The sequence below is a fragment of the Paraliomyxa miuraensis genome (assembly GCF_026337845.1).
GTDB classification, from domain to species: Bacteria; Myxococcota_A; Polyangia; order Nannocystales; family Nannocystaceae; genus Paraliomyxa; species Paraliomyxa miuraensis.
In genome coordinates this window covers 232,134-257,812 of record NZ_JAOVZF010000154.1, presented here as the reverse complement: position 1 = coordinate 257,812, position 25,679 = coordinate 232,134, and the positions used below count along the sequence as shown (strand labels likewise).

Genomic DNA, 25,679 nt, shown 5'->3' with positions numbered 1-25,679 from the left:
CGTCGGCCCTTTGGCGACTACATCCGCTCGAAGATGCCGGCCGCCCCCATGCCGCCGCCGATGCACATGGTCACCATCGCGTAGCGACCATTGCGTCGCCGCAGCTCGGCGAGGGCGGTGGCGGTGAGCTTGGCCCCGGTACAGCCGAGCGGGTGGCCCAGCGCGATCGCACCGCCGTTGACGTTGACCTTGTCGGGGTCGAGGTCGAGCTTGCGCATCACGGCCAGCGACTGCGAGGCGAATGCCTCGTTGAGCTCGATGACGTCGATGTCGCCAAGCGACAGGCCCGTCTGCTTCAGCACCTTGGGGATCGCCTCGATGGGACCGATGCCCATGATGTCCGGTGCCACGCCGGCGACGGCGAAGCCCACGTAGCGCGCGATGGGGGACAGCCCCAGCTCCCTGGCCTTGTCGTGCGACATCACCACGGCCATCGCGGCGCCGTCGCTCATCTGCGACGAGTTGCCCGCGGTGACCGAGCCGCTGACGTGGAACACCGGGCGCAGCGCCGCGAGGGCCGACGCGTTGGTGTCGGCGCGCGGACCCTCGTCGACCGAGAACAGCGAGCCCTCGGTCGTGCCGACCGCCACGGTCTCGTCGGCGAATCTTCCCGCTTCGATCGCGGCCACGGCTCGTTGATGGCTGCGCAGCGCGAACGCGTCCTGATCCTCGCGGCTCACCTCGAAGCGCCTGGCCACGTTCTCGGCGGTCAGGCCCATCGAGATGTAGAGGTCGGGCGCCTCGCGCACGACCCTGGGGTTGAGCACGGCCTTGTTGCCGCCCATGGGCACCATGCTCATCGACTCCACGCCACCGGCCACGGCGCAGTCGATGGCGCCCACCATGATCCGCTCGGCACAGGTGGCGATCGCCTGCAGGCCCGACGAGCAGAACCGGTTGATGGTCTGCGCCGAGGACGACTCGGGCAGGCCCGCCCGCAGGGCGATCACACGGGCGACGTTGAGGCCCTGCTCGGCCTCGGGCATGGCGCACCCGAGCACCACGTCGTCGACGAGCTCCTTGGGCAGCCCCGGCAGGTCGGCGAGGGTACCGGCGAGCACGTCGATTGCGATGTCATCGGGGCGCGTACGCGCGAGCGCACCCTTGAGGGCCCGGCCCACCGCGGAGCGGCGCGCGGCGACGAGAACGGCTTCCTTGAGCTGTGTCATGGCTAGTTCCTCAGGGGCTTTCCGGTGTTGAGCGTGTGGGCGATGCGATCGCGGGTCTTCTGGGTTCCGGCGAGGCTCACGAAGGCCTCGCGCTCGAGGTCGAGCAGCTCCTGGGCGGTCATGGTCCCCGCGATGGGGCGCATGCCGCCGCTGAGCACGTGGGCGATCTTCTCGGCGACGAGCTTGTCGTGCTCGCTGGCATAGCCGCCCCATTCGAACTGCAACGCGCCCATCAGGAAGTTGGCCCCGCCATTGGCTCCGATCACGTGGATCGGCTCGTTGGGATCGGGCGGCGTCCACCCGGCCTCGGCCATGCCGATCGCACGGCGCTTGGCCTGCGCGATCACCCGCCGCCGGTTGAACACGATGCCGTCGGTCGGCCGCAGGTAGCCCATGCCTCGCGCCTCGAAGGCCGAGGTCGCCACCTTGCCCTGCGCCGCCCCCTCGAACCCGCGTCGCAGCCACGGGTAGGGGTCGGTGTCGGGAGCCAGCGACGCCCACTCGGACGCGCGGCGGACGATCTCCTTGAGACCACCCCCGGCGGGCACCAGGCCCACGCCCGCCTCCACCAGGCCCATGTAGAGCTCGGCGTCGGCCATCACCGCGGCCGAGGCGAGGGTCACCTCGGCGCCGCCGCCCAGCGTCATGCCGAACGGAGCGGCGACCACGGGCACCGGGGCATGCCGCAGCTTCATCATGGTCTGCTGGAACGAGTCGACGAAGGCGTCCAGCTCGGTCCACTTGGCCTGACCGGCCAGCGCCAGGATCACGAACAGGTTGGCGCCGGCCGAGAAGTGCCCGCCTTGATTCCCCACCACGATCCCGCGAAAGTCGCCCTTGGCCGCCCGATCGACCGCGTCCGAGAGCATGGTGGCGATGCCCTCGTCGATCGCGTTCATCTTGGCGTGGAACTCCACGCAGGCGATCCCATCGCCGATGTCGACGAGGCTGGCGCTCTTGTTGCTCTTGACGACGGCGCCCTCGGTGGCCTTCCGCCGGGCGAGCACCAGCACGCCCTCGGTGGGCGGCTGCGGTACGTGATCGCCGGCCTGCGCCGAGTAGGCGGTGGGCTCGGCGAGGCTGCCGCCGTACCAGCGGGCGTCTTCGCCGTGGGTGGCGTGCAGCCCCACCGCCGCGGCGGGCGGCTCGATCCCCGCCGCCTTCATCTGCTCGAGCACCCAGCCAAAGCCCGCGGCGTCCCACATGGCAAAGGGCCCCAGCGTCCAGCCGTAGCCCCAGATCATCGCGTCGTCGATGCTGCGCGGGCCGTCGGTGATCTCGCCCAGGCGGCTGGCCGCGTAGGCGAACAGCGGCAGGTAGAGCTTGCGCAGGAACTCGCCCGCGCGGCCCTCGGCGCGCAGCGCCGCGGCGACCCGCTTCTCCAGCTCCTTCTCCTTTTGCACCGCGGCGAGCTCGGGGAAGCTGGGCTCGATGCGCTCGCGGTACTCGAGGGTGGTCAGGTCCAGCGAGAGGATCTTGCTCTTGCCGTTGGGCAGCCGCTCCTTGGTCTTCTTGTAGAAGCCCTGCTTGGTCTTGTCGCCCTTCATGCCGCGCTCGAACATCGTCTCGAGCGAGGGGTGCACGACCATGAGGTGGTGGAGCTCGTCGTAGTTGGGCTGGCCCCGGTCGCCCGTGGTGGCCCGGGCGAGGTTGCCGATCACCAGCGCCGCCACGTCGATGCCCACCAGGTCGCCCAGGCGAAAGCTGCCGGTGTTGGGGCGGCCCATGAGCTTGCCGTTCAGCAGGTCGACCTCCTCGACCGTGTAGCCGTCGTCGAACGCGGCCTTGAAGGTCAGCATCATCTCGGCGATGCCGATGCGGTTGCCGATGAAGTTGGGGGTGTCGCGGCAGTACACCACGCCCTTGCCCAGCACGCGGTCGGCGAAGTCGCCCAGCTCGCGGGCCACGGCCGGATCGGTGTGGCTCGACGGCACGATCTCGCACAGGTGCATGTAGCGAGGCGGGTTGAACCAGTGCATGCCCACCACCCGGCTTCGCACGTCCGGCGCCAGATCGGCTGCGATGTCGCCAATGGGCAACCCCGAGGTGTTGGTGGCCAGCACCGCGTGAGCGGGTGCGGCGGCGCCGATGCGGGCGAACAGCGGCTTCTTGATGTCGAGCCGCTCGATCACCACCTCGATGACCAGATCGCTCTTCGACACCGCCGTCTCGAGATCGTCCTCCAGGTTGCCCACGGAGATCCGCTGCGCGAACGCCCTGTCCATGAAGGGAGCGGGCTTGGCCTTGAGCATCTGCGCCAGCGCACCGGCGGCCACCGCGTTGCGAGCGGACGGCCTTGCGTCCTGGGTGACGCCCTTGGGTACGATGTCGAGCAGGTGGGTGCGGACGCCCGCATTCGCCAGGTGGGCCGCGATCTGGGCCCCCATCGTGCCGGCTCCCACGACGGTCGCGACGAGTTGATGGGCAGGTCGTTGGAGGTTCACGCGCGGGACCATAGCGGCGGCGGCCCTGGGGTGAAAGGGCGCGGGGTGCACTGGCGCCGGGGCGGCTGGGGCCTTCCAATGGGGCAGGATCGTGACAGTCCATGGAGCACGGTTCGCGGGCCGATGGCAGGGGTTCTCATCCCCGCCACCCCCCATGTTCGTGCCGCTGTTTGGGCCTTCGTGGGGGCTCCGTGCTACGGTCGAATCCAGGGTGGCCACGCCGCGAAAACCTCGTCGCATGGTGCTCGGCCTCGGGCTGGGGCTCTTGTGCCTGGGCCTGGGATCGCATCCGCGTCCCGCGGAGGCCGAGCCTCCGACCGATGATCCCTCGACCTCGGCGGTGTCGGCCGACTCCAGGCCGTCGGAGCCGAGCACCAGCGCCCTGGCGGTGGAGTCGGCGAAGGCGACCACCGATGGCTCGGGCGCGGGCTTGGGGGAAGGCTCGGACCACGCGGTGGATTCGGCGGGGCCCCTGCGTGGACGTCGAGGGGCGGCAACGGCGCTGGCCGTTCGCGATCCCGCCACGGCGCTGTCGTTGCTCGACGCCGAGCCCGTTCCTGCCGAGGGCACGCCCGAGTGGTTCGTCCATGGCGCGATGCGGGGCAGGGCGCTGCGCATGCTGGGGCGGCCCGATGATGCGGTGGCCGTGCTCGAGCCCCGGCTCGCGCGCAAGGACGTCGACGAGTGGTTTCCCAAGGACGTGCTGGGGGTGGAGCTGGTGCTCGCGCGTCTCGAGCACGCCGACGACGAGGGGCTGGCGGTCGCCATCGCCGACGAGCAGCGCCAGCTCGCGATCGACGAGCTGGGTCGGATCCGCAAGCTGGGCTCGCTGCGCAACCTCGCGGCGGTCCGCGTGCTGCAGGCCCAGGCGATGGCGGGGCTCCTCGGCGACAAGCCCTCGACCACCAAGCGGCTGGCCGCCAAGGCCGCCAAGGCCCTGTCGCAGATCGTGGCCGACTATCCCAATCATCCGCGGGTGGGGGTGCTGCAGCTGCAGCACGCGCGGGCGCTGGCGAAGGCGGGCAAGGCCACCGAGGCGGCGGCACAGCTGCGGGCGATCGCGATCGAGCGTGCGGGCGAGCCCGAGGCCGAGGAGGCGTGGACGGAGCTGTCGGCCCTCGCGGCCGCCGATGCCAAGGTGAAGGTGTCACCGCCGTCGTTCGCGGAGAAGGTCGACCAGGCGGGCAACGCCCGCGGCCTGCGGCGCCTGGAGACCTCGCGTCGGATCCTCGACGAGCTGCTGGCCGATCCCGACCTCTCGTCGAGCCGCCGTCGCCAGGTCCAGCGCTCGCGCTCGTATACCGCCTACAAGCAGCGCGACTACCAGACCTGCGTGGACGATCTGCGTCCGATCTACGAGGCGACCAGCTCCGGCCCGGTGCGCGACGAGCTGCTGCGCTGCCTCGAGCGCGGCGAGATGTACGACGATGCGCTGGCGCTGTGGCAGAGCCGCATCGACAGCAAGCGCAAGGGCACGCGCCTGGCCGGGCTGTGGGAGGGGGTCGAGCTCGCGGTACGAGCCGGGCGCTATGGGCAGGCCGAGGCCTGGCTGCTGGAGTACGAGAAGGGCAGCTCGGGACACCGCGGCCAGCGGGCGTGGCTGCATCCGTGGCTGGCGTATCGCCTGGGTCGCGATGCCGATGCGATCGAGGGCTTTCGCAAGCTCGCCGACGGGCGCTCGGGCGATGCCCGGCGCGCGCGCTACTTCCTGGGCAAGCTCTTGCTCGCCAGCGCCGACCCGACCGCCAAGGCCGAGGGCACGACCATGCTGCAGCAGATGGCGGCGGGCGATGCCTGGGGCTACTACGGCCTGATGGCGCGGCAGCGGCTGCTCGATGCGGGGGTGCAGACGCCACCGCAGCCCTCGCTGGTCGCGGTGGTCGACGAGGCGCGTACGCCCTCGCGGGAGCGGGCCGAGACCACCCTTGCCGAGCTCGATGCTCGCTTCGGTGAGGCCTGGCCCACCCTGCGCAGGGTTCGTCGGCTCTACGAAGCGGGCTACCTCGAGGAGGCTCGCCGCGAGCTGCGGGTCACCACGTCGGCCTACGTCGACTCGGTCCACGGGCGCCAGGGTGGGCCCCGCAGCGAGGATCTGATCGCGGGCCTCGGCTGGAAGGCCGAGTGGGACTACCCGCGGGCGCGCACCACCTCGGCCGGCCGCAAGTCGCTGCGCGACGCGGAGAGCCGCGAGGCGCTGCGGGTGGGGCTGCGCGCGCTGGGCCACGAGCTGTCCGAGCCCTACGCGTGGGCCAAGCTCGGCAATGGCCGCGACGGAGGCTCGTCCAAGGCGCGCTGGCATCCTCGTGCATTTCGGGCCTCGGTCGAGCGCGAGGCTCGGCTGCGGGGCATCGATCCGATCCACATGTGGTCGCTGATGTACACCGAGTCTCGCTTTCGGCGGCACGTGGTCTCCCCCGTGGGCGCGCGTGGAGCCCTGCAGGTGATGCCGTGGACCGGCTACCAGCTCGCCGAGCGTCTGGGCGAGCTCCCCCCCGACGACCGCTTCGATCCCGACGTGCTGTTCGACATCGACACCAACGCGCACCTGGCCGGCTACTACGTCAGCGAGCTGCTGCACAAGTTCCACGGCCAGGCGCCGATGGCCTACGCCAGCTACAACGGCGGGCCCAGCAACGTGGCGCGCTGGCTGCAGGCCAAGAGCAAGGAAGGCCGCCCGCTCGAGGTCGACGCGTTCATCGAGGAGATCGTGTTCGACGAGAGCCAGCGCTACACCCGGCGCGTGGTCGAGGTCTCGGCCGCCTATGCCATGCTCTACGAGGGGCGGCTGCCGCGGTGGAGCAACGCGGTGGATCCGGTGGTCGAGGACAACATCGCGTTCTGACCACGAGGGGTCGACATGAGCGAGCACGACGATGAAGACCGACGGATGATCCTCGCACGCCGGCAGCGGTTCATCGCGCTGGCGCTGGCGGGGCTGGGGGGAGCCGCGGGCGCGTGTGCGGGCCGCAATGCCGGTAGCGAGCACCCCGAGCAGGCGGACGCCGACGAGGCCGGAGAGCAGGACGGCGCCGAGGGGGTCGATCCGATCGACCAGCCGCCTCCGCGGCCGCCCAAGGAGCTCGATCCGCCGCGGCGCAAGTGGACGCGACCGCAGCCGTGCCTGCGCGTGGATCTACCCGACGACGAGGCGCCGTAGCGCTCACCCGGGTGGTTCGAAGTCGGCGCAGGTGCTGGCGATCACGTCGACCGCCGCGGTGAGGAACGGGCTGTAGTCGGGCTCGCACACGCTGGCGCGGGTGCCCGAGGGGAACGCCTCGAGCAGCTGTGCGAGCCGGGGGGCGCCCTCGGGCTCGTTGCACAGCGGCATGGGGGTGTCGGCGTCGGGCAGCAGGCCCAGCATCACCACCGCCGTCTCGTCGCCGTTCTTGGCGGTGACGATTGCGTCGTACCAGTCCATGGGCTCGCCCTCGGAGACCTCGTCGGGCTCGTCGGTGATGAGCGTGACCACGAGGATCGCGTCGTCGCGCAGGAAGCCCTCGTTGCAGGCGTCGGGCTGCGCGAGCTCGGGGGACAGCGCCCGGAGCAGGGCGTCGGCCGTGCGCTCCTCGGGGCTGCCGTCCACCCCCACCCGCGCGACGCAGCCGAAGGTGCCGGGAAGGTCGGGCGCGTCGGCGTCGATGAAGCGCCGACTGCCCAGTCCGCAGTCGATGTTGCTCGCGGCCTCGCCGGCCGGGGCCACCATGCCCGAGCCGATCGTGATGTCGCACAGCGACGGCGCCGGGGTCGAGCATGCGAACGCCGGCTCGTCGGGACACTGGCCCAGGGTGGCGCACGCGTTGGCACACGGGGCGCCGTTCCACTGGCCGTCGGTGTCGACCACCATCACGTGCCAGTCCTCGGCCGACACCGCCTCCTGCATGGCCGCGGCAAAGCCCGGGAAGCTGGCCACGAGGTTGTCCTGGTAGTCCTTCATCGACTCCGAGCTGTCGATCACGAACAGGAAGTCGATCTTCTGGCAGCCCATGGGCTCGAGCGGGAGGTCCATCACCGCCGCGTCGAGCTTGGGGCCGGTCTCGTCGGCCGAGTCCTCCACGGTGCCCTGGGTTGCACCGCCGGTGGGGGGCAGGGTGGTGGAGGTGGTGTCGCCCTGCTGTGCATCGTCACCGCCGGGGCAGCCGCTGCCCATGACGAGGGTGGCGCCGAGGGTGGCCGCGCCCGCGAGCCGTCGACGCCGTCGTCGAGCCGCGAGCCAGCCGAGCGGAACCAGCATCCACCCGTAGGCCCCGATCGGTCCCGATGATCCGCTTCGGCAGCCACAGCCATCGGCGTCCTCCGAGACGCCCAAGCCGCTGCCTTCGCCGGTGTCGTCGCCCGAGGCGGTGGAGCTCGTCACACCGGTGGTTGGAGCGCCGGAGTCGTCCACGCCGCTTCCGCTCCCGCTTCCCTCGCCTCCGGTGGCATCCACCCCCGTGTCGAGGCCACCGCCGGTGGTGCCGACCTGGTCGTCGTAGACGGTCTGCGAGACGTTGGAGGTGAGCACGAAGTCGTTGAGCCCCACGCGGTAGTCGAGCTCGGCCTGGTTGTCATAGGTGCCGTAGGCGTCGAGCGTCACGTCGATGGTCACGTCGCCGCCCTCGAACGGGCCGAGGTTGCCCAGGTCCCAGGTCACCACGCCGTCGACGAGCATGCCGCCATCGGACGCGCTCACGAACGTGACCCCCGCGGGCAGGGCGTCGTGCAGCACCGCGTCGAGGGCCACGGTATAGCTGGTGTTGACGTACGTGACCGACAACGTCACGTTGGGATCGTTGACGTGCGGCGGGGCGTCGACCGCGACCGCGACCAGCGGAATGCCTTCGACGGTGGCGCACGGGGCCTCGAACAGCGAGTTGAGGAACATCCGCGTGCCCCAGGTATCGGGGTTGGTCGACATCGGCAGGTCGGTGCGGTACTCGTGGCCGCCGAGGTAGCTGACCTTGCCGTACTGCCCGCACTCGTGCTGATCGGGCGGACACTGGCCGTCGAGGAACCCGGTCATCCACACGTCGTTGACGCCCTCGGGAGTGCCGGCCTCGGTCACCATGGTGATGTCGCCGGCCTTGTACGAGTCGCCCGGCGGCAAGGTGTAGGCCGGCTCGCTGCCGCCCACCGATTCCCACGGACCGTCGAGCTGACCGAAGGGGCTGTCCATGTGGTGGTAGTCGACCTCGTCGGGTCGCTGGCCGATGAGGAAGCCGTTGGGGGTCAAGAAGTAGCCGTGCGGATCGAGGTTCTCGAACGCGTTGACGGCCTGGCACTCGGCGAAGAAGTGCACGGGGTTGTTCAGGTACTCGCGGACCTCGGCCACCACCTCGGGGTTGGCGTTGGCGTCGTTGACGCCCCAGTGCATCGACATCAGCTGGCAGTAGACGGGATCGCCGTCCGCGTCGAACAGCAGGCCATCGCGATGATCGACGTCGGTGGGTCCCATCAGCTCGTCCACGTCGAGCATGTCGGGGCTGTCGTTGGCCCACGCCAGCGATAGGGTGGAGTCGGGGATCCCGGCGGCCTGCATGTAGCCACGGGCGATGTCCTGGTTGCCGTCGGCCACCATGGCGATGGTCGGCGCGACCACCAGGTAGCGAGCCACCTCGCCCGAGAACGGCATGGTGGCCTCGTGCACCGCGGTCTCGGGGTACACGGCTTGCCAGGCGGTGATGATCGGCTCGGCGTCGTTGGCATCCGCCACGCTCACGACGAAAGGACCGCCGCGGTACTGGTGATCGATGGGTGCACCGCTGCCCACGTCGACCGCGATTGCGGCGAAGTCGGGGTCGCCGTAGCCCTTGCCCGACGCGATCACCCAGCGCACGGGCACGTGGTTGCGCAGCAGCTCGTAGACCAGGCCGTAGGCGCGAAGCATGCCGTCGTCCTGGTAGTCGAGGTCCATTGGGATGATGTACGCGCCGGCCTCGAAGGTCTCGGCCGCGGCGGGCGGGGCCAGGCTCGCGAGCATGCCCGCGAGGAGCGTCGCGAGGCCGAAGGGGGTCCGGGAGCGCCGTGCTGCCATGGTGATCGTCCGCATGCCCATCATCGTCCACGGTATCACCTCGATGTGCGCAGAGGGGCCTTCGCGTGCCCCGGTGGACGGTGTCGCGGGGGCGTTGGCACGATCGGGCGTGGGCGCAAGTGGGAGCGTGCGTGTGGATATCGGTCGCACGACGTTGGGTCGACCTGCGATACTGCGGGTGATGGACGACGCGGCCACCGGCTCGGAGCTCGATCCGGACGAGCGGACCGCGTTCATGAGTCCCGACGGCACCCCCGACGACACCGGTGCCCCCACGCATGCCGGGTCGCGGCCGCGTCCATTGCCCGAGCCCGACATCGGGACCATGCAGGGGCGCTACGTGGTGCTCGAGACGCTCGGGCGCGGCGCCATGGGGCGGGTGCTGCGGGCCTACGATCCCAAGCTGCAGCGCGAGGTCGCGCTCAAGCTCGTGCTGGGCAAGGTCCTCGATGCCAACGCACGCGAGCGCATGCTGCGAGAGGCCCAGGCGATGGCCCAGCTGTCGCACCCCAACGTGGTCGCGGTGTTCGACGTGGAGGAGCTGCAAGCGGGGCTGGTGCTGGTGATGGAGTACGTCCCGGGGCAGACCCTGCGGCGGTGGTCCAGGTCGGGGGGGCGGCGCTGGGACGAAGTGGTGGCGCACTATCGCAAGGCGGGCCGAGGCCTCGCGGCGGCCCATGCCGCGGGGCTCTTGCACCGCGACTTCAAGCCCGACAACGTGCTCATCGATGACGCAGGAGGCGTCAAGGTCACCGACTTCGGCCTGGCCAAGCTGAGCGCCACCGAGACCCGCAGCTCGATCGGAGAGAGCCTCGACAGCGTACTGGGTCTCGACGGCTTGGGCCTCGACGGCGTGGGACAGCCGAGCGAGGCGTCGGGCAGCGGGAGTATCGACGTGGTGCTCACCCAGCTCGGCACGGTGATGGGGACGCCGCGCTACATGCCACCCGAGCAGCATCGCGGCGAGCCGCTCGAGCCCTCGGCCGATCAGTTTGCGTTCTGTCTGTCGCTATGGGAGGCGCTTTGCGGTGCTCCGCCGTTTCGGAGCAAGGAGCTGACGCGGCTCTACGGGCAAAAGCAGGCTGGGCCGCCCGCGTGGCCCTCGGGCAGCCCTCCGGTCCCGCGTCCGGTGATCGAGGCCGTGCGCCGCGGGCTGTCGCCCGAGCCCGTCGCGCGCTGGCCGAGCATGGAGGCGCTGCTCGAGGCGCTCGACCACGACCCCGCCAAGCGGCGCAGGCAGTGGCTATGGGGGCTCGGGGGCGGGGCGCTGGTGGTGGCGGCGGTCGCCGGCTGGTGGTCGTGGTCGAGCGCGCGGGCCCAGCAGTGCAGCGGGGCACGCGAGCGCCTCGCGGGGGTGTGGGACGAAGCGCGTCGCGAGCAGGCCCGCGAGGCGATGCTCGGAGTGGGGGCCTCGTTTGCGGGGCCGGTGTGGGAGCGCACCGCGGGGCAGCTCGATCGCTACGCCGACGAGTGGGTCGCGATGCACACCGAGGCGTGCGAGGCCACCACGGTACGCGGCGAGCAGTCGGCGACGGTGATGGACCTGCGCATGGCATGCCTGCATCGCGCGCGGGTCGAGCTGTCGGCGGTGACGCAGGTGCTCGCCGGGGCCGACGTCGAGGTCACCCGCAACGCGGCCGACGTGGTCGGGGGCCTGCCCCGGCTGTCGCGCTGTGCCGACGTGGAGGCGCTGATGCTCGACGTGGAGCCGCCCCCGCCCGAGGAGGCGGCGGCGGTCGAGGAGATCCGTGCGCGGCTGGCCGAGGCCATCTCCGAGCTGCGGGCGGGTCGCTTCGACCAGGCCCTCGCACGGGCCGAGGAGGCACGGGGGATGCTGGCCGGGATCGCGTACGAGCCGGTGGTGGCCGAGGTGGCGCTCGATCACGGGGTCGTGCTCGAGGAGCTGGGGCGCTACGCGGAATCGGAGGCCGCGCTGCGCGAGGGGCTGCGCTCGGCCGCCCGCTTTCGTCGGCTGGATCTGGTGCAGGAGCTGGCCGAGGAGCTGATGTTCGTGGTGGGCTATCAGCAGCGCCGCATGGACGAGGGGCGTCAGCTGTGGGAGCTGACCCTGGGGCTCTCGCTCCACGATCCGGTGGTGGAGGCCAGCGCTCACAATGCGTACGCCAATGTGCTGGCGGCCGACGGCGAGCTGGCCGAGGCCGAGGCCGAGTACCGGCGCGCGCTGCAGCTGCGCGAGCAGGCGCTGCCGCCCGACGATCCGGAGCTCGGGATCTCGCGCAGCAACCTGGGCCTCTGCCTGTACTCGCAGGGGCGGTACGAGGAGAGCGAGACCGAGCTGCGGCGAGCCGTGACCGCGATGGAGAAGGCGCTGGGCCCCGACCACCCGACGGTGGGGCTGTTCCACAACAACCTCGCCAACACGCTCAGCGGACAGGGGCGCTACGAGGAAGCCGAGGCCGAGATCCGCCGGGCGATGGAGGTGCAGGAGGCGGCGCTGGGGCCCGATCATCCCGACGTGGCCATGGCGTACAACAACCTCGCCCAGGTGCTCAACCAGCGAGGCGACCACGCTGGCGCCGAAGCCCAGCAGCGGGAAGCGATCCGCAGGCAGGAGCGAGGGCTCGGGGCGGGTCACCCCGACATCGCCCAGTCGTACAACAACCTCGGCAACGTCCTGTATGCACAGGGGCGCTACGTGGAGGCCGAGGCCGAGCTACGGCGGGCGCTGCCCATGCTCGAGGCGGCGCTGGGACCCGAGCATGCCATCGTGGCCCAGAGCCGCAGCAACCTGGGCCTGGTGCTGCACGAGCAGGGCAGGGACGATGAAGCGGAGGCCGAGCTGCGCGGGGCGCTGGCGCAGTGGGAGCGGTCGCTGGGGCTCGAGCATCCCAACGTTGGGATCGCGCGCAACAACCTGGCGTTGGTCCTCTACTCCAAGGATCGCTACGACGAGGCGGAAGCGGAGTACCGCCGGGTGATCGCCAATTGGGAGGCCTCGCTGGGAGCCGAGCATCCCAACATGGCCACCGCGTACAACAACCTGTCGCAGGTGCTCATCGAGCAGGGCAAGCTCGAGGAGGCCGAGCACGAGCAGCGCCGGGCGCTGGCGATCACGACGGCGGCGGTGGGTCCCGAGCATGCCGACGTGGCGCGCTCGCGCAACAACCTCGCGCAGCTCCTGCTCGATCGCGGCCAGCCCGAGGCGGCGGAGCTCGAGGCGCGCAGCGCCTTGGCCCTGTGGGAGCGCACGCTGGGCGCGGAGCATCCCAACGTGGCGATCGGACGCCACACCCTGGCCAAGGTGCTGCTCGCACGAGGACGGACCGCCGAGGCGGTGGCGCTGGCCGAGCAGGCGCTGCAGCGAAGGCTACGCGACGACGCATTGCCGGATGCGCGGGCGGGCAGCGCGTTCCTGCTGGCGCGGGCGCTGTGGCAAGGCGGCGGTGCGGCCGAGCGAGCGCGGGCGCGGACGCTGGCGCAGCAGGCGGAGGAGGGGTTTGGCGAGGCGAGCGCGGACGAGGCGGTGGCCGACGTGCGGGCGTGGCTGCTCGATCCAGGCGGCTGGCGCCCGCGAGGGCCGCGGCAGCGTGCCGAGGAGCGGGCGGCTCGGGCCAGGTAGGGCGGGCGAGTCCTCGATGCCGCGCAGCGTGAACGTCTCGATCGGGCCCCTGGTCTCCCGAGCCACTGGGCAAGTTGCCCAAGCGCTGGCGAGCCGCTGTGCAACTCGCCAATACAACTCGCTCATCGCCACGCGATCGCAACGCGAACGCACGAAGAAAACCACGCGAGGGCTCGACTTCGTGGTTGCGTTGCTCCGCGAACGTGCGAGCATTCCATGCGTTGGTGGGTGGGCGTCGTACCTCGGCGAAGGCCGTGGGCGATGTCGGCGATCGCGAGCGGAGCAGGCGACCGATGAGACGCGCAGGGACCAAGCAGCGGGGGTGGACGATCCTGGGGATCGGGATGGCGATGGCAGCGGGGCTCTCGCTGACGGCGTGCAGCGGCGGCATGAACGACTACCACCCCTACGCCAGCCAGCCCTACGGAGGGGGAGACGACGGGGACGACGAGGGCGAGACCGAGGCCGACACCGACGACTACCCCAGCGCCGATCTCGATGGTGGCGGTCCTCCGCCGCCGGGTGACGACGGTGGCGTACCGCCGGCCGACAACCATGGCGATTGCTGCGTGGGCAACGGCTCACCCGGCTGCGACAACAAGCCGGTCGAGCTGTGCGTGTGCGCCAGCGATCCGTGGTGCTGCGAGTCCGAGTGGGATCAAGCGTGCGCGGCCCTCATCGAGCAGCTCGGCTGTGGCCACTGCAACGACGAGCCACCGCCGCCTGCGGGTGACGACGCAGACTGCTGCGCTCCGCATGGGACACCGGGCTGCGACGACGCAGCGATCGAGGCCTGCGTGTGCGATGCGGATCCCACCTGCTGCGATTCGCAGTGGAGCGCGGGCTGTGTCGCGATCCTCGAGCTGAACGGCTGCGGCTCGTGCGAACCCCCGCCCGCCGGAGACACGGGCGGAGGCCCGCCTCCGCCGGGAGACGACACGGGCGGTGGCGGTCCCCCGCCCGGCGGCACGGGAGACTGTTGCGCGCCCAATGGCTCGCCCGGCTGCGACGATGCGGCGATCGAGGCCTGCGTCTGCGGTCAGGATGCCTACTGCTGCGACACCGAGTGGGACGGCGTGTGCGTCAACGAGGTCGACTCGTTCGGCTGCGGCACCTGCGGAGGCGGTGGAAGCACCGGGGGCGGGAGCACCGGGGGCGATGGAGGCGGAGGCCCTTCGGCGTGCTGCCAGCAGCAGGCGGGCGCCGGCTGCCCCGACGACCCCGTCGAGGCCTGCGTGTGCGCGGTGGATGACTACTGCTGCAACGTGTTTTGGGATCTCACCTGCGTGGGCGAGGTGGAGTCGCTCGGCTGCGGCAGCTGCTAGGGCGAGCGAAGGGTCGCGCGCCCGAGCACGCCATCGCGAGTGCGGAAGCGACGCGGGAGCGCAAAGACGCGCTCGAGGCTCCCGCTCGTGCAACGGCCAGCAGATGTGGGATGATGCCGAGGCCGCATGGAGCTGGGGCCCACATGAACATGATTCGCAGGCGGAGCTTGGCCGCCCCGGTGCTGATGGTGCTGTTGGCCGCGTGCAGCCAGGGGGCCGAGACCACCGGCGTGCCCTCGTGGCCGCCCCCGCCGGGCCCGGGAGGGGGCACGGTCGACGATGGGCCCGCCACCTTCGGCATCGACTCGGGGAACGTGCCCGTCGATGGCTGCTGCGTTCCGCATGCCGAGGGGGGCTGCAACGACCAGGTCGTGCAGTCGTGCATCTGCAACCAGGCCCCCGCGTGCTGCACCAGCGACTGGTCGGACGTGTGCGTGTCGCTGGTCGACGACCTCGGCTGTGGCTTCTGCAACGGGGGGCCGCTCGACGCCGGTGAGGATCCCGACTCGGGACCTCCACCGCCTCCGCCTCCCGAGGAACAGGATTGCTGCATCGGCCACGGCGAGCCCGGCTGCAACGACGACGCCGTGGAGACCTGCGTGTGCACCGAGATCTCCTTTTGCTGCGACAGCGGGTGGGAGGAGGTCTGCGCCTCGGCCGTGGAGGCGCTCGGGTGTGGTCACTGTGCCGGCGTCGGCGAGAGCGGAGGCCCTCCTCCACCGCCGGGCGATTCGGGCGACTCGGGCGGTCCGCCGCTCGGGGGCGATGGCGATTGCTGCATGGACAACGGCACCCCCGGCTGTGACGACCCGGCCATCGAGTCGTGCGTGTGCATGCAGGACGCCTACTGCTGCAGCAGCACCTGGGACTCGCTGTGCGTGGACGAGGTGGCGATGTTCGGCTGCGGCGACTGTGGTGGCGCCATGCCACCGCCGCCACCGGGGACCTCGACCTGCTGCTCGGCCCAGGCCGGCCCCGGCTGCGACGACCAGGCGATCGCCGACTGCGTGTGCTTCATCGACGACTTCTGCTGCACCACCCAGTGGGACGCGGTGTGTGCGATCTTCGTCGAGCTGTTCCTGTGCGGCTCGTGCGGCTGAAGGCCGGACGGCTCCCGACGAGCCGCCGGGACGGGGCCATGCGCTGGAGCTGGCCCCGACCCATGGTGCGGCTCAGGCCGGCCAGGCGCAGCGGAAGATCCCGCCGCCGCCACCACCACCGACCTGCACGCACTCCATCCCGTCGGGACAGGTGGCATCGTTGCCGCAATCGAGCACGCACTCGTTCGCCATGGGCCCGCCGCACACGGCCAACGCGTCGCCGCTGTCGGGCAGGGGGCAGTCGCCGTCTTCCTTGCACATCTGGCTGCACACGCTGAACTCGGGCTCCACGTACATGTAGCAGTGGTCGTAGGGATCGGGGCAGGGCGGGTCGTCCATCCCCATGCAGGGCGGATAGGGCGTCGCCGGCATGCCGCCCGAGCTGCTGCTCTCACCCGTGTCCGTGCCGGGGTCGGTGGTGCTCGTGCCCGACGAGTCGACGTTGCCCGTGGTGGGGTCGCTGGTGGTGGAGCCCGTGCCGCCCATCGTGCCCATCGAGTCGGTCATGGCCGTCGTGGTCGTGGTGGTGGTGGGCATCATGGTGGTGCTGCCCTCGGTGCCGCCGGTATCGCTGCTGCCCGAGCCACCCTCGGCCGTGCTGCCATCGTCGCCACACGCGGACGACGACAGGCCGAGCCCGAGTCCAAGGATCAATGCAAGTCGTCGTGGTGCCAGTCGTTGAGTCAGTCGCGGATGGATCATGGTGGCAGGATACGAGAAACCGGCCACGATCGGGGAATTCATGCCGATGCGCGAGGTCGTCGTTCCGCGCCCGCGGCCGTGCGTGGGGGTGGGGGCATCGAGCCGCACGCTCATCCGTGTCGCCGCACGGGGGGCGACGAGCGAAGTCCCGTCTGCGAGGTGTTGCTGCCCTGGCTGGCGGCATGACGGATCCAGCGATCGACCGAGCGCCGCGGAGCCATGCGAGCCCCGATGATCGCGGCACCGAACGTCGCGACCAAGAAGTAGGCAAAGTAGCGCGGCGGGTCCACGAGCATCAGCACCGTACAAGCCGCGACCCACAGCGCACACCACCACAGCGAGTTGACCAGGAGCGGCGTGGCGAACAGGCTGATGAGCACCGTGCTCACCGAGATGCCCACGTAGGTGTGATAGGCGCTGCGGCCCACGATCCAGCCCACCAGGTTCTGCACGAAGTACAGGGTGAGCATCAGCAGCAGGAACGCGACCACGCGACGGGATGTGCGGTGGCCGAGCCAGCGGGTGCGAGTGACGAAGGCGGCCCCCCCGGTGAGCGCCAGGATCGCCCCCTGCACCACGGTCAGGCTGGCGGGGGTGAACGCGATGGCCCCGGTGAAGGTGAGCACGCCAAAGGTCAGGAGCGCCAGCGCCCCGAGCACCGCAAAGGCGATGAGGATGCGGCCTCGCGAGCGGTTGGAGCTGACGTCCTGCAGGTCGGGCTCGTAGCTGGCCAGCAGGCCCCGCAGCGCGGCCAGCAGCTGTCGCATGTCGGGCCAGCGCTCGGCGGGGTCGCGTCGCAGGCCTCGCGTGACGACGGCGAGCACCGCCGACGGAACGGCGGTGCCCGACGGTGGCGGGACCAGCTCGCCGTGCAGTACGGCGGCTCCGCGGGTGGCCGCGGTGTTGCCCTCGAACGGTGAAATGCCGTAGAGCGCCTCGTAGAGGGCCACGCAGAAGCCGAATTGATCGCTGGCCGTGCTCGCGGGTTTGCGCTCGAATTGCTCGGGCGCCATGTACATCGGCGTGCCGACCATGGCGCCGGTGCGGGTGAGCGAGGCCAGGCGAGGGAGGGCGAGCGACTCGTCCGGCCGCGGGGTGAGCTCGATCGGGTCGTCATCGTGGGCGCGGCGCTGCGAGTGCTGGGCCAGCCCGAAGTCGATGAGGCGGATGCGCTCGTGCCCGTCGACGAGGGCGTTGTCGGGCTTGAAGTCGCGATGCACCAGACCCAGCTCGTGCATCGCCCAGAGCCCCTCGCCCGCGGCGACGAAGGTCTCGAGGATCTCGCCCCAGGTATGCGGGCGCTCCCGCAGCCAGGTTCGCAAGGTGCGACCGCGGACGAATTCCATGGCGAGGAAGACCTCGCCCTCGTGCATCCCCGCCTCGTAGACCGCGACCACGTTGGGGTGGGACAGGCGGGCGAGCGCCTGGGCCTCGCGGTGGAGCCGGGCCTGGGCCGTCTCGGACGTGCCGCGCTCGCGGTGGAGGACCTTGACCGCGACCTTGCGGTCGAGCTGCTCGTCGTAGGCCGCGTAGACCTCGCCCATGCCGCCCGCTCCGATCCGCTCGAGGATGCAGTAGCGTCCGATCCGAGCCGCATCGTGGCCAATGTGACCCGCACCGGTGAAGGGGTCGCGGGCGGGCTCCGCCGAGTCGTCGAGCTCGGTGTGGCGTTCGGACGGCGGGGCGGGGGACATCAGCCCTCGCGCTGGACGCCCAGGGTCGCGGCGGTCTGGTCGATGAACGCGAGCTCTTCGTCCGAGACCTGACCGTCGGCCTTGGCGATCTCCACCAGGTCGCTGAGGATCGCGCGGCGCATCGCGTCGTCGCAGGCGTCGCGAAGGATCGTGGCGTGGGTCTGTGCGGTGGAGATCCTCGCCTCGCGGGTGGGCACGGCCATGAAGGCGCTGACCGCCGAGCGCAGCACCTGGCCGAGATCCTCGAGCGTCAGCTCCGGGGCTCGCGTGCCGAGCTTGGCGGCCAGCGTGCGCATCTCTTCTTGGGTCAGGGTCCCATCGGTGGCGTGGCCGAAGGTGACGTAGAGGAACGCGAGGGCTTGGGCGAGCTCGGCTTGGGCGCTCATGATGGGGAGCGAGGGTAGCCAATGCAGCCCGAGACGGGAACCCGCTTCCGCTCGCGTCACTGGAGCGGGAACGGCGTGAGTACGTAATCCACGCCGCCGTTGTGACACCCCGTGCAGAGCGCTTCGCCGGTCCCGTCGGCGTAGACGGTGGTGTCGACCACCTCGTACCAGTACCAGCCGTCTCCACTCGCGCTGTCGGGCTGGATCTTGACCATGACGGCCCAGCCGACGAGCGATCCCCCGGCATCGTAGAGTTCCTTGACCGTGGCCGCGTCCTGGGGGTGCGCGGGATTGGCGGCCTCCAGCGAGGCGAGCAAGGCGTCGTTGACGAACGTGAGCACGCCGGCGCCGTGGGGCCCGGCCGAGGGGTGGATGCCGGACTCGCTGGTCCAGCCCTGATACTCGCCGCTCTCGAGCCAGGGGACCAGCTCGGCGCGGTTGGTGGGGGGAACCTGATCGACGGGCTCTGCGGTGGAACTCCCGGTCGTGTCCGAGGAATCCGGCTCGGTGTCGCTGGTGGGTCCGGTCGAGCCCGAGGTGGGGCCGGGGCCATCGGTCGAGGCGGTCGGGTCGGTGGAGTCGGTGGAGTCGGTGGTCGACGAGGGGTCGTCGCTCGACGCCGTGGTGGTCGGCCCGTCGCCCGACGAGCCGTCGCCCGGGGTCGAGTCGTCACCGCAACCCGGGGAGAGACAGAGCGCGAGCAAGGGCAGGGAGGCCAAGGAGGGTGAGGTCCGCACGGCGGCCAGTACGTGCCTTGGTCCGGTTCGTTACCGGCCGGGCACCGCCCTCGGTGCGAGGGGGCTCACGCGTCGATGCCGTGGGTTTGCAGGTGCCGCGCGCCTCGTGCCACGGCGATGTGCCCGACCACCAGCGGCAGCGCGAGCGCGATCACGCCCGCGAGCACGCCCAGCCCGCGCCACAGGCCATCGCGGGCGATGTAGCCGTGCTCGAGCCACTGCATCAGCCCCAGCGTGGGGGCCACCGCCAAGAGCACCACCGTGAGCAGCAACAGCAGCCCCCCGAGCATGTAGAGCACGCCGCCGAGCCCGGTGGCGATCTTGGCCGCGTTGTCGATGTGGAAGCGGGGGAATCGAGCCCCGAGGCCGAGCGCGAGGCCGCACAGGCCCACCGTGAGCGGCACCACCGTGAGCACGGCCAGCGCGGTCAGCAGCGGCCCCGATCCCAGCCACAGGCTGGTCACCGACACGAGCAGCGCGATGAGGCTGGAAAGCGGCAGGGCCAGCGAGCGCCACTTGCCGCGCAGCACCTCGTGCATGGGGATCGGAGCGCGGAGCACGATCCAGAACGCGCGTCCCTCGAGCGAGATGGCCGGAAAACTGAACCGCACGCACACGGCCACCGCCACGAAGCCACCCAGCGAGAGGTTGATGAAGTGCAGGCCCTGCCGCGGGATGATCCCGCTGTCGCCGGCCGAGCGGATGTAGCTGAAGTTGACCACGTAGATCGCCACCAGCGCGACCAGCAGCAGCATCTGTGTCCACTGGGTGGTGTCGCGCAGGAACACGCGCAGATCCTTGCGGGCGAGGGCTCGGGTTGGTCGCTCGTGGCCACCTCGTGCGGCCAGGGCACGGGCGAGCGCGGCCAGCTCGCGGCGTGGGCGGGCCGCGGCGCTCGAGCGGCGCTCGTCGAGCCGGCGCCCCTGGCCCTCCTGGGCGCGGGAGAACGCGGTGGGGAACAACGCCCGAAACACCCAGCCGGCCACGAACACCAGCGCCAGTGCGCCCGTGAGCAGACGTAGCAGCGGGTGGCCCATCGCCTGGCCCACGGGCGAGAGCTGGGCCCACAGGGCGTCCGCCGCCCAGGCGCTGGGCAGCCAGGGCGTGGGGCTGCTCTGCACCTGGCTCAGCACGTCGAGCAGCGGCGCCCGCTCTTCGGGATCGACGAAGCGCTCGGGCTCGAGCTGACGAAACAGCACGAACAACACCGTGAACACCACCGTGGCCAGCAGCATCAACAGCTGTCGGGTGCGGCGGGCCGAGAGCACGCGCCCCAGCAGCATGGCCACGATCACCGCGAGGGTGGTGGGGATCACCGCCAAGAGCGGCAGCACGGCCAGCCACGTCAGGTGATAGGACGCGGGTGCGTGCATCACCAGGCCCGCGGCCAGGAAGAACGGAGCCGAGAACGTCACCGTCATCCACGAGGCGTAGAGGCAGTTCTCGCACGAGCGCGCCAGGTAGAGCGCATTGGCGGGCACGGGCCGGGCCACCAGCGCGGGCAGGTCGTCGGCCAGGAAGAACGTGCTGAAGGCGGCGATGAGGTTGGAGACGGTGAGGATCGACAGGATGAACAGCACCACCAGCTCGAGCAGCTTGCGGAGCATGACCACCCCGATGGGCTCGATGGCCACCACGCGGCCGAGGAACCACTGCGAGACGGCGAGGATCCCCACCCAGACCAGCGTCCCCATCACCACCAGGGCCAGCAGGCGCTTGGGACCCATCTGGGCGCTGCGGCGCAGGTTCCACAGCGAGCGCCACTTGGCGCGGAGCAGGTGCAGGGCGATCACTTCGAGGGTTCCTCTGCGGCACCGTGGCGCGGATCGGGCTGCTGCTGGGCCTCCTCGGTGAGCCGCAGGAAGATCTGCTCGAGCGACGAGCCCGGTTCCTCGGCTTGCGCACGCAGCTCGTCCATGGTGCCCAGCGCCGCGATCGTGCCGCGGCTGAGGATCGCGATCCGATCGCAGATCTCTTGTGCGACCTCCATGGTGTGCGTGCTCAGGAACACCGATGCTCCGGCCTCGCACTGCTCGCGCAGGACGGCCTTGACCAGTCGGGCGCCGCGGGGGTCGAGGCCCACCATCGGCTCGTCGACGATGAGCAGGCGGGGGCGGGGCAAGAGGGCGGTGGCGAACACCAGGCGCTGCTTCATGCCGTGCGAGAAGCTCTCGATGAGCCCGTCGGACCACTCGTGCAGCTCGAAGCGGCGCAAGAGCGCCTCGCCGCGAGCGGCGATCTCGGCCCGCGCCAACCCGTGCAGCCCTCCTTGCAGCTCGAGCATCTCGAATGCGGTGAGCTTCTCGTAGAGGAACGGACGATCGGGAATGAAGCTGGTGATCGCCTTGGCTCGCAGCGGCTCGCGTCGGAGGTCGTGCCCGTCGACCCGTACCTGCCCCGCCGTGGCCTGGATGAGCCCCGCGATGATCCGCATGGTGGTGCTCTTGCCGGCCCCGTTGGGTCCCAGGAAGCCGAACACCTCGCCGTGGCGCACGTGGAAGGAGAGGCCACGGATGGCCTCGAAGTCACCGTAGCGCTTGTGCAGGTCCTGCACGACGATCATCGCGAAGCCTCCCTTGCGGTCTCGGGCGCTGCCGTCTCGGGGGCGAGCAGCCCGTAGGAGGCCTGGGCCTCGACCTCGCGCACGGCCAGCAGCTGCAGCGGCAGCTCCTGCTGGAGCACCTCGCCGAGGTCGTTGATCCAAAGCTGCAGCGGCGGCACCCCGGGCAGCTCCTGCCGCAGGTGATGCGCCATGGTGGTCTCGCCCAGCACGTCGATCGACTCCCGTCCCAGGTACTCGATGCGCCCCTCGGTGGGGAGCAGGCCCATCGGATCGACATGGGTGAACGAGAACACGTCACCGGGTCGCAGGTCGTGGCTCATCACCAGCGGGCCGAGGCTGAAGTCGAACACCGGGGGCTCCCTCAGCGGCAGGTCGAGCACGGGCAGCCCCGGCAGGCCCTGGGCCTCCACGTGCAGCGTGTCGCCGCGCCGCTCGCCCCAGGCGGTCAGCGGGACCGATCCACCCTCGGCTCGCACCGAGAACCGCCGCAGCGCGAAGTCGGCATCGAGTTCGGTCTCCACCTCGAGGTCGGTGGGGCCCGCGTCGCTGGTGCCGGGGCGCAGCCGCAGCTGCTGGATGAGCTGGTAGCCGTCCTCACGTCGCCGACGCTCGGTGCGAGAGAAGCCGATCTTCTCGTCGCCGCGATAGAGCCCGTACCACTGCACGCCCTCGCGAAAGCCCTCGGCGAGCGCCTGCGGGTCCACGTGCAGGGAGACCTCGTCTCGCGGGCGGCCGAGCGCCCGCAGGTCGAGCAACAGCACCGCGGCGAACGCAGTCACGCACAGGATACCGAGCAGGTCGAACCACGGAAGGCCTTGGGGCAACCGCCAAGGCAACCGCCAAGGCAACCATTGGCGCAGCCGCCGGGAGCCGCGCCGCGGCGGCCGTGCCCCCCTGGTGCCTTCGGTGCTACCCTCGGCCCTCGCCTCTCGTCCCATGCCGACCGAAGTCTACAAAGTCCTCCACCTGCTGGGCATCATGCTCTTGTTCGCGAGCCTGGGCGGCATGGCCGTGCTGGGATTGCGGGGCGGCGACGACCGGGAGGTGGCGCCGGTCCGCAAGCTGCTCACGATCGCCCACGGTGTCTCGTTGCTCGTGGTGTTCGTGGCCGGCTTCGGCCTGATGGCTCGCCTGGGGATCATGAGCGGCTGGCCCACGTGGATCTACATCAAGCTCGCGCTGTGGCTGGTGCTGGGGGCCGCGGTGGCCGTGGTGCGGCGCACCCCCGACCTGGGCAAGGTGTGGCTGTGGCTCTTGCCCCTGGTGGGTGCGGCTGCGGCGTGGGTCGCCTTCACGCATCCGCCGGTCTAGGCGAGCGCCGGGGCACCGAGGGACGCCATGCAGTGGCTGGGTGACGCGCTGCGCTCGGTGCTCGAGGGGGATGCGCTGCCGTTCGAAGGGCTGGGGTCGCTCATCGCCCTCGCGTTGATCGTGGCGCTGCGGCTGCTCTTGCCCTACTCGCAGCGCGAGCTGATCCGCTGGCCGTTTCGCCTGCTGGTCGCCCACTTCGCGTGCGTGGCGGTGGTTGCGGTCACCCCCCTGGGCAGCGGGCTGAACCGCCTGGCCCAGCTCTCGGCGTTGTTGATGCTGCTGACGTGCCTGGGTCGAGCCGGCTTCGTGCTGGTGCTCGACTCGCTGCTCGCCCGGCGCTGGGCTCGACCGTTCCCCAAGATCTTTCGCGACATCCTCGAGGGCCTGGTCTACGTGACCGCGGTGCTGGCCACCCTGCGGGCCGCGGGGGCCGAGCTGTCGGCGCTGTTGACCACGTCGGCGCTGCTGACCGCGGTGGTGGGTCTGTCGCTGCAGGACACCCTGGGCAACCTGTTCGCGGGGCTGTCGATCCAGGCGCAGCATCCGTTCGAGGTCGGCGACTGGATCCAGTTCGACGAGAAGCCCAGCGTGGTGGGGCGGGTGGTCGAGATCAACTGGCGCGCGACCCGGGTGATCACGCTCGATCAGGTGGAGATCGTGATCCCCAACGGGCCGCTGGCCAAGGCGCCGATCCGCAACTTCACCAAGCCCACGCCGGTGAGCCGCCGGGGGCTGCGGCTCACGGTGCCGCGCGACGTGGCGCCGCACCGGGTGCGGGCCGCGATCGAGGCGGGGCTGCACGAGACCGATGGCGTACTGCTCGAGCCCTCGCCCGACGTATTGACCGAGGCGTTCACCGACTTCGGCATGCAGTACTGGGTGCGCTACTTCATCGACGACTACGAGGCACGGGAGCGCGTCGACTCGGCCGCGCGCGAGCGCATCTGGGTGGCGCTGCGGCGGGCGGGGATTCCCCTGGCGCGCCCGGTGCAGGACGTGGCGGTGCATCCCGAGGACGAGCAGCAGCGCAAGCGAACCGAGCGCGAGGCGTTGGCGGAGCGGCTGCGGGCGCTGCGGCGGGTGGACATCTGTCGTGCGCTGCAGCAGGAGCAGCAGGAACAGCTGGCACAGGCGACGGAGCTGCGGCCCTATGCGCCCGGTGAGCTGGTGATCCGTCAGGGCGAGCACGGCGACGAGCTGTTCATCGTGCTGCGCGGGCAGGTGGTGGTGACGGTGGACGAGAAGCACCACACGCCGCGAGGGGACAGCGTGGAGGTGGCAAGGCTCGGGCCGGGGTCGTTCTTTGGCGAGATGTCGCTGATGACCGGGGCGCCGCGCAATGCCAACGTGCGAACGCTGGTGGATACCGAGCTGCTCGTGGTGGGCAAGGCTGCGCTGGCGCCGATCCTGGATGCATCGCCGGAGCTGGCGGAGCGGATCAGCGAGGCATTGGCGACGCGGCAGCAGGAGATCGACAGCGCGAGCTCGAAGTCCGCGGCGCGGAAGGTGGGTGATGGAGTGGACGGCGAGCGCTCGGGGCAGCTGCTGGGCAAGATCCGCGAGTTCTTCTCGCTCTGAGTGGCCCACCGGTTGGCCACCCCCCGGTCAACCGGCGGACCACTGCGCGAGTACCGTGCTCGCAATGCATCGAGATCATTGAGACCACCTCCCGGAACTGATCTTGCTGGTGTTCGGGTCATGCCCCCTTCCGTGCTCCACCAAGGCATGACCATGCTCGTGGCCGAAAACCCGGAGCTCTGGCCCGAGCTGCTGCGCCGTTGCCTGGGTCTGGAGGTCGACGAGGACCTCCAGGTTCTGCAAGGGCCCGAGACGATCCGGCAGCTTCGCGCGTCCGACCACATCGTCGATGGTACGGCGGTGTTCCAGCGTATCCGCGATGGCACCCTGCACGAGGCCGTCGCTGGCGAGATCCAGCGCGAGCGTGACGAAGACAAGTGGTGGACCTGGCCGCTCCATGTTGCGGGGCTCCGTGCACGTCTGCGGTGCCCGGTGACGTTGGTGGTGCTCACGCCCTACCAACGAACGGCCCGCTGGGCGAGCCGTCCCATCGATCTGGGCCGGGGGCGCATGAAGCTCCATCCGTTGGTCGTCGGGCCGGACCAGATCCCGCGCTCGTTCGAACCCGACGAGGCTCGCCGACACCCGGCGCTTGCGACCCTTGCGGTGATGGTGCATGGACGTCGAGCTGGTTCGAAACGACTCATCCGGGTCACGCTCCAAGCAGTGCTCGACGGGATGAACCGAGGCGAAGGACGAAGTAACCTGTTGATGGATCTGATCGTGGCGTCGGTACACGCCAAGACCCTGCAAGGAATCGAGGAAGAGATGGGAATCGAACCTGGCATTTGCTTCACCAAGATCGGCCGGCGCAAGTTTGCCGAGGGACTCGAACGCGGAATCGAGCAAGGCATCGAACGAGGAATCGAGCAGGGCATCGAGCGAGGCCGTCGAGACGAGCGGCGACAGGCGATCGCGTTGGTGCTCGACTCGCGAGGCCTCACGCTCACGCCTGCCCAGCGCCGTCGTCTCGATCGCTGCTCGGACGACGTGCGTCTCACGCAATGGCTCCGCCGTGCGGCCACTGTCGAACGTGCCCAGCAACTGTTCGCCCGCTCGGCGTGATCGATCCCCGGGGGC

Annotated in this window: 18 protein-coding genes; 8 read left to right on the top strand and 10 right to left on the bottom strand. The window is 70.6% G+C overall.

Features of this window, described 5'->3' with window-relative positions:
- Positions 1-17: 17 nt before the first annotated feature.
- Both OEB96_RS23260 and OEB96_RS23255 read right to left on the bottom strand, forming a co-directional pair.
- Positions 18-1,169 carry an acetyl-CoA C-acyltransferase gene (locus OEB96_RS23260; RefSeq protein WP_266218893.1) on the bottom strand — a complete coding sequence of 384 codons (1,152 nt, stop codon included), beginning with the start codon at positions 1,167-1,169 and terminating at the stop codon, positions 18-20.
- 2 nt (positions 1,170-1,171) lie between these two features.
- Complete coding sequence (locus OEB96_RS23255) at positions 1,172-3,613, bottom strand: 3-hydroxyacyl-CoA dehydrogenase/enoyl-CoA hydratase family protein (RefSeq protein ID WP_266218892.1); 2,442 nt, start codon at positions 3,611-3,613, stop codon at positions 1,172-1,174.
- 211 nt (positions 3,614-3,824) lie between these two features.
- Here OEB96_RS23255 and OEB96_RS23250 point away from each other — a divergent pair, with 211 nt between their 5' ends.
- Positions 3,825-6,455, top strand: a complete 2,631-nt coding sequence (locus OEB96_RS23250; protein ID WP_266218891.1) for a lytic transglycosylase domain-containing protein — start codon at positions 3,825-3,827, stop codon at positions 6,453-6,455.
- A gap of 15 nt (positions 6,456-6,470) precedes the next feature.
- Positions 6,471-6,770 carry a hypothetical protein gene (locus OEB96_RS23245; RefSeq protein WP_266218890.1) on the top strand — a complete coding sequence of 100 codons (300 nt, stop codon included), beginning with the start codon at positions 6,471-6,473 and terminating at the stop codon, positions 6,768-6,770.
- A 3-nt stretch (positions 6,771-6,773) separates the two neighbouring features.
- Here the strand turns inward: OEB96_RS23245 and OEB96_RS23240 are convergent, their stop codons facing one another.
- Entirely contained in the window at positions 6,774-9,638 is a 2,865-nt protein-coding gene (locus OEB96_RS23240; RefSeq protein ID WP_266218889.1) for a hypothetical protein, read from the bottom strand.
- Positions 9,639-9,804: 166 nt separating this feature from the next.
- On the opposite strand from OEB96_RS23240, the gene OEB96_RS23235 reads away from it, so the two are divergent.
- The 3 genes from OEB96_RS23235 (at position 9,805) to OEB96_RS23225 (ending at position 15,628) form a co-directional block, all read left to right on the top strand.
- Positions 9,805-13,203, top strand: a complete 3,399-nt coding sequence (locus OEB96_RS23235) for a serine/threonine-protein kinase (protein ID WP_266218888.1) — start codon at positions 9,805-9,807, stop codon at positions 13,201-13,203.
- Positions 13,204-13,496: 293 nt separating this feature from the next.
- Entirely contained in the window at positions 13,497-14,528 is a 1,032-nt protein-coding gene (locus OEB96_RS23230; RefSeq protein ID WP_266218887.1) for a hypothetical protein, read from the top strand.
- 143 nt (positions 14,529-14,671) lie between these two features.
- Entirely contained in the window at positions 14,672-15,628 is a 957-nt protein-coding gene (locus OEB96_RS23225; RefSeq protein WP_266218886.1) for a hypothetical protein, read from the top strand.
- Positions 15,629-15,700: 72 nt separating this feature from the next.
- Here the strand turns inward: OEB96_RS23225 and OEB96_RS23220 are convergent, their stop codons facing one another.
- From OEB96_RS23220 to OEB96_RS23190, 7 genes are all read right to left on the bottom strand, one after another.
- On the bottom strand, positions 15,701-16,330 hold the full coding sequence (locus OEB96_RS23220; protein ID WP_266218885.1) for a hypothetical protein: 630 nt from the start codon (positions 16,328-16,330) through the stop codon (positions 15,701-15,703).
- 110 nt (positions 16,331-16,440) lie between these two features.
- On the bottom strand, positions 16,441-18,024 hold the full coding sequence (locus tag OEB96_RS23215; protein WP_266218884.1) for a serine/threonine-protein kinase: 1,584 nt from the start codon (positions 18,022-18,024) through the stop codon (positions 16,441-16,443).
- The gene (locus tag OEB96_RS23210) at positions 18,024-18,410 is read right to left on the bottom strand and encodes a TerB family tellurite resistance protein (protein WP_266218883.1); all 387 of its coding nucleotides are present in this window, start codon (positions 18,408-18,410) and stop codon (positions 18,024-18,026) included. The genes OEB96_RS23215 and OEB96_RS23210 overlap by 1 nt, the downstream gene beginning before the upstream one ends.
- Positions 18,411-18,466: 56 nt before the next feature.
- Positions 18,467-19,147, bottom strand: coding sequence for a hypothetical protein (locus tag OEB96_RS23205; protein ID WP_266218882.1), 681 nt, complete (start codon positions 19,145-19,147; stop codon positions 18,467-18,469).
- Positions 19,148-19,212: 65 nt separating this feature from the next.
- Positions 19,213-20,940, bottom strand: coding sequence for a putative ABC transporter permease subunit (locus tag OEB96_RS23200; protein WP_266218881.1), 1,728 nt, complete (start codon positions 20,938-20,940; stop codon positions 19,213-19,215).
- Complete coding sequence (locus OEB96_RS23195) at positions 20,937-21,710, bottom strand: ABC transporter ATP-binding protein (RefSeq protein ID WP_266218880.1); 774 nt, start codon at positions 21,708-21,710, stop codon at positions 20,937-20,939. Before OEB96_RS23195 ends, OEB96_RS23200 begins: the two co-directional genes overlap by 4 nt.
- Positions 21,707-22,489, bottom strand: coding sequence for a hypothetical protein (locus OEB96_RS23190; protein ID WP_266218879.1), 783 nt, complete (start codon positions 22,487-22,489; stop codon positions 21,707-21,709). The genes OEB96_RS23195 and OEB96_RS23190 overlap by 4 nt, the downstream gene beginning before the upstream one ends.
- Positions 22,490-22,646: 157 nt before the next feature.
- Here OEB96_RS23190 and OEB96_RS23185 point away from each other — a divergent pair, with 157 nt between their 5' ends.
- From OEB96_RS23185 to OEB96_RS23175, 3 genes are all read left to right on the top strand, one after another.
- Entirely contained in the window at positions 22,647-23,021 is a 375-nt protein-coding gene (locus tag OEB96_RS23185; protein WP_266218878.1) for a hypothetical protein, read from the top strand.
- Between the two features lie 27 nt (positions 23,022-23,048).
- Positions 23,049-24,599 (top strand): mechanosensitive ion channel family protein, encoded by a 1,551-nt coding sequence (locus OEB96_RS23180; protein ID WP_266218877.1) that lies wholly within the window; start codon positions 23,049-23,051, stop codon positions 24,597-24,599.
- Between the two features lie 147 nt (positions 24,600-24,746).
- Positions 24,747-25,664, top strand: coding sequence for a hypothetical protein (locus tag OEB96_RS23175; RefSeq protein WP_266218876.1), 918 nt, complete (start codon positions 24,747-24,749; stop codon positions 25,662-25,664).
- Positions 25,665-25,679: the final 15 nt, after the last annotated feature.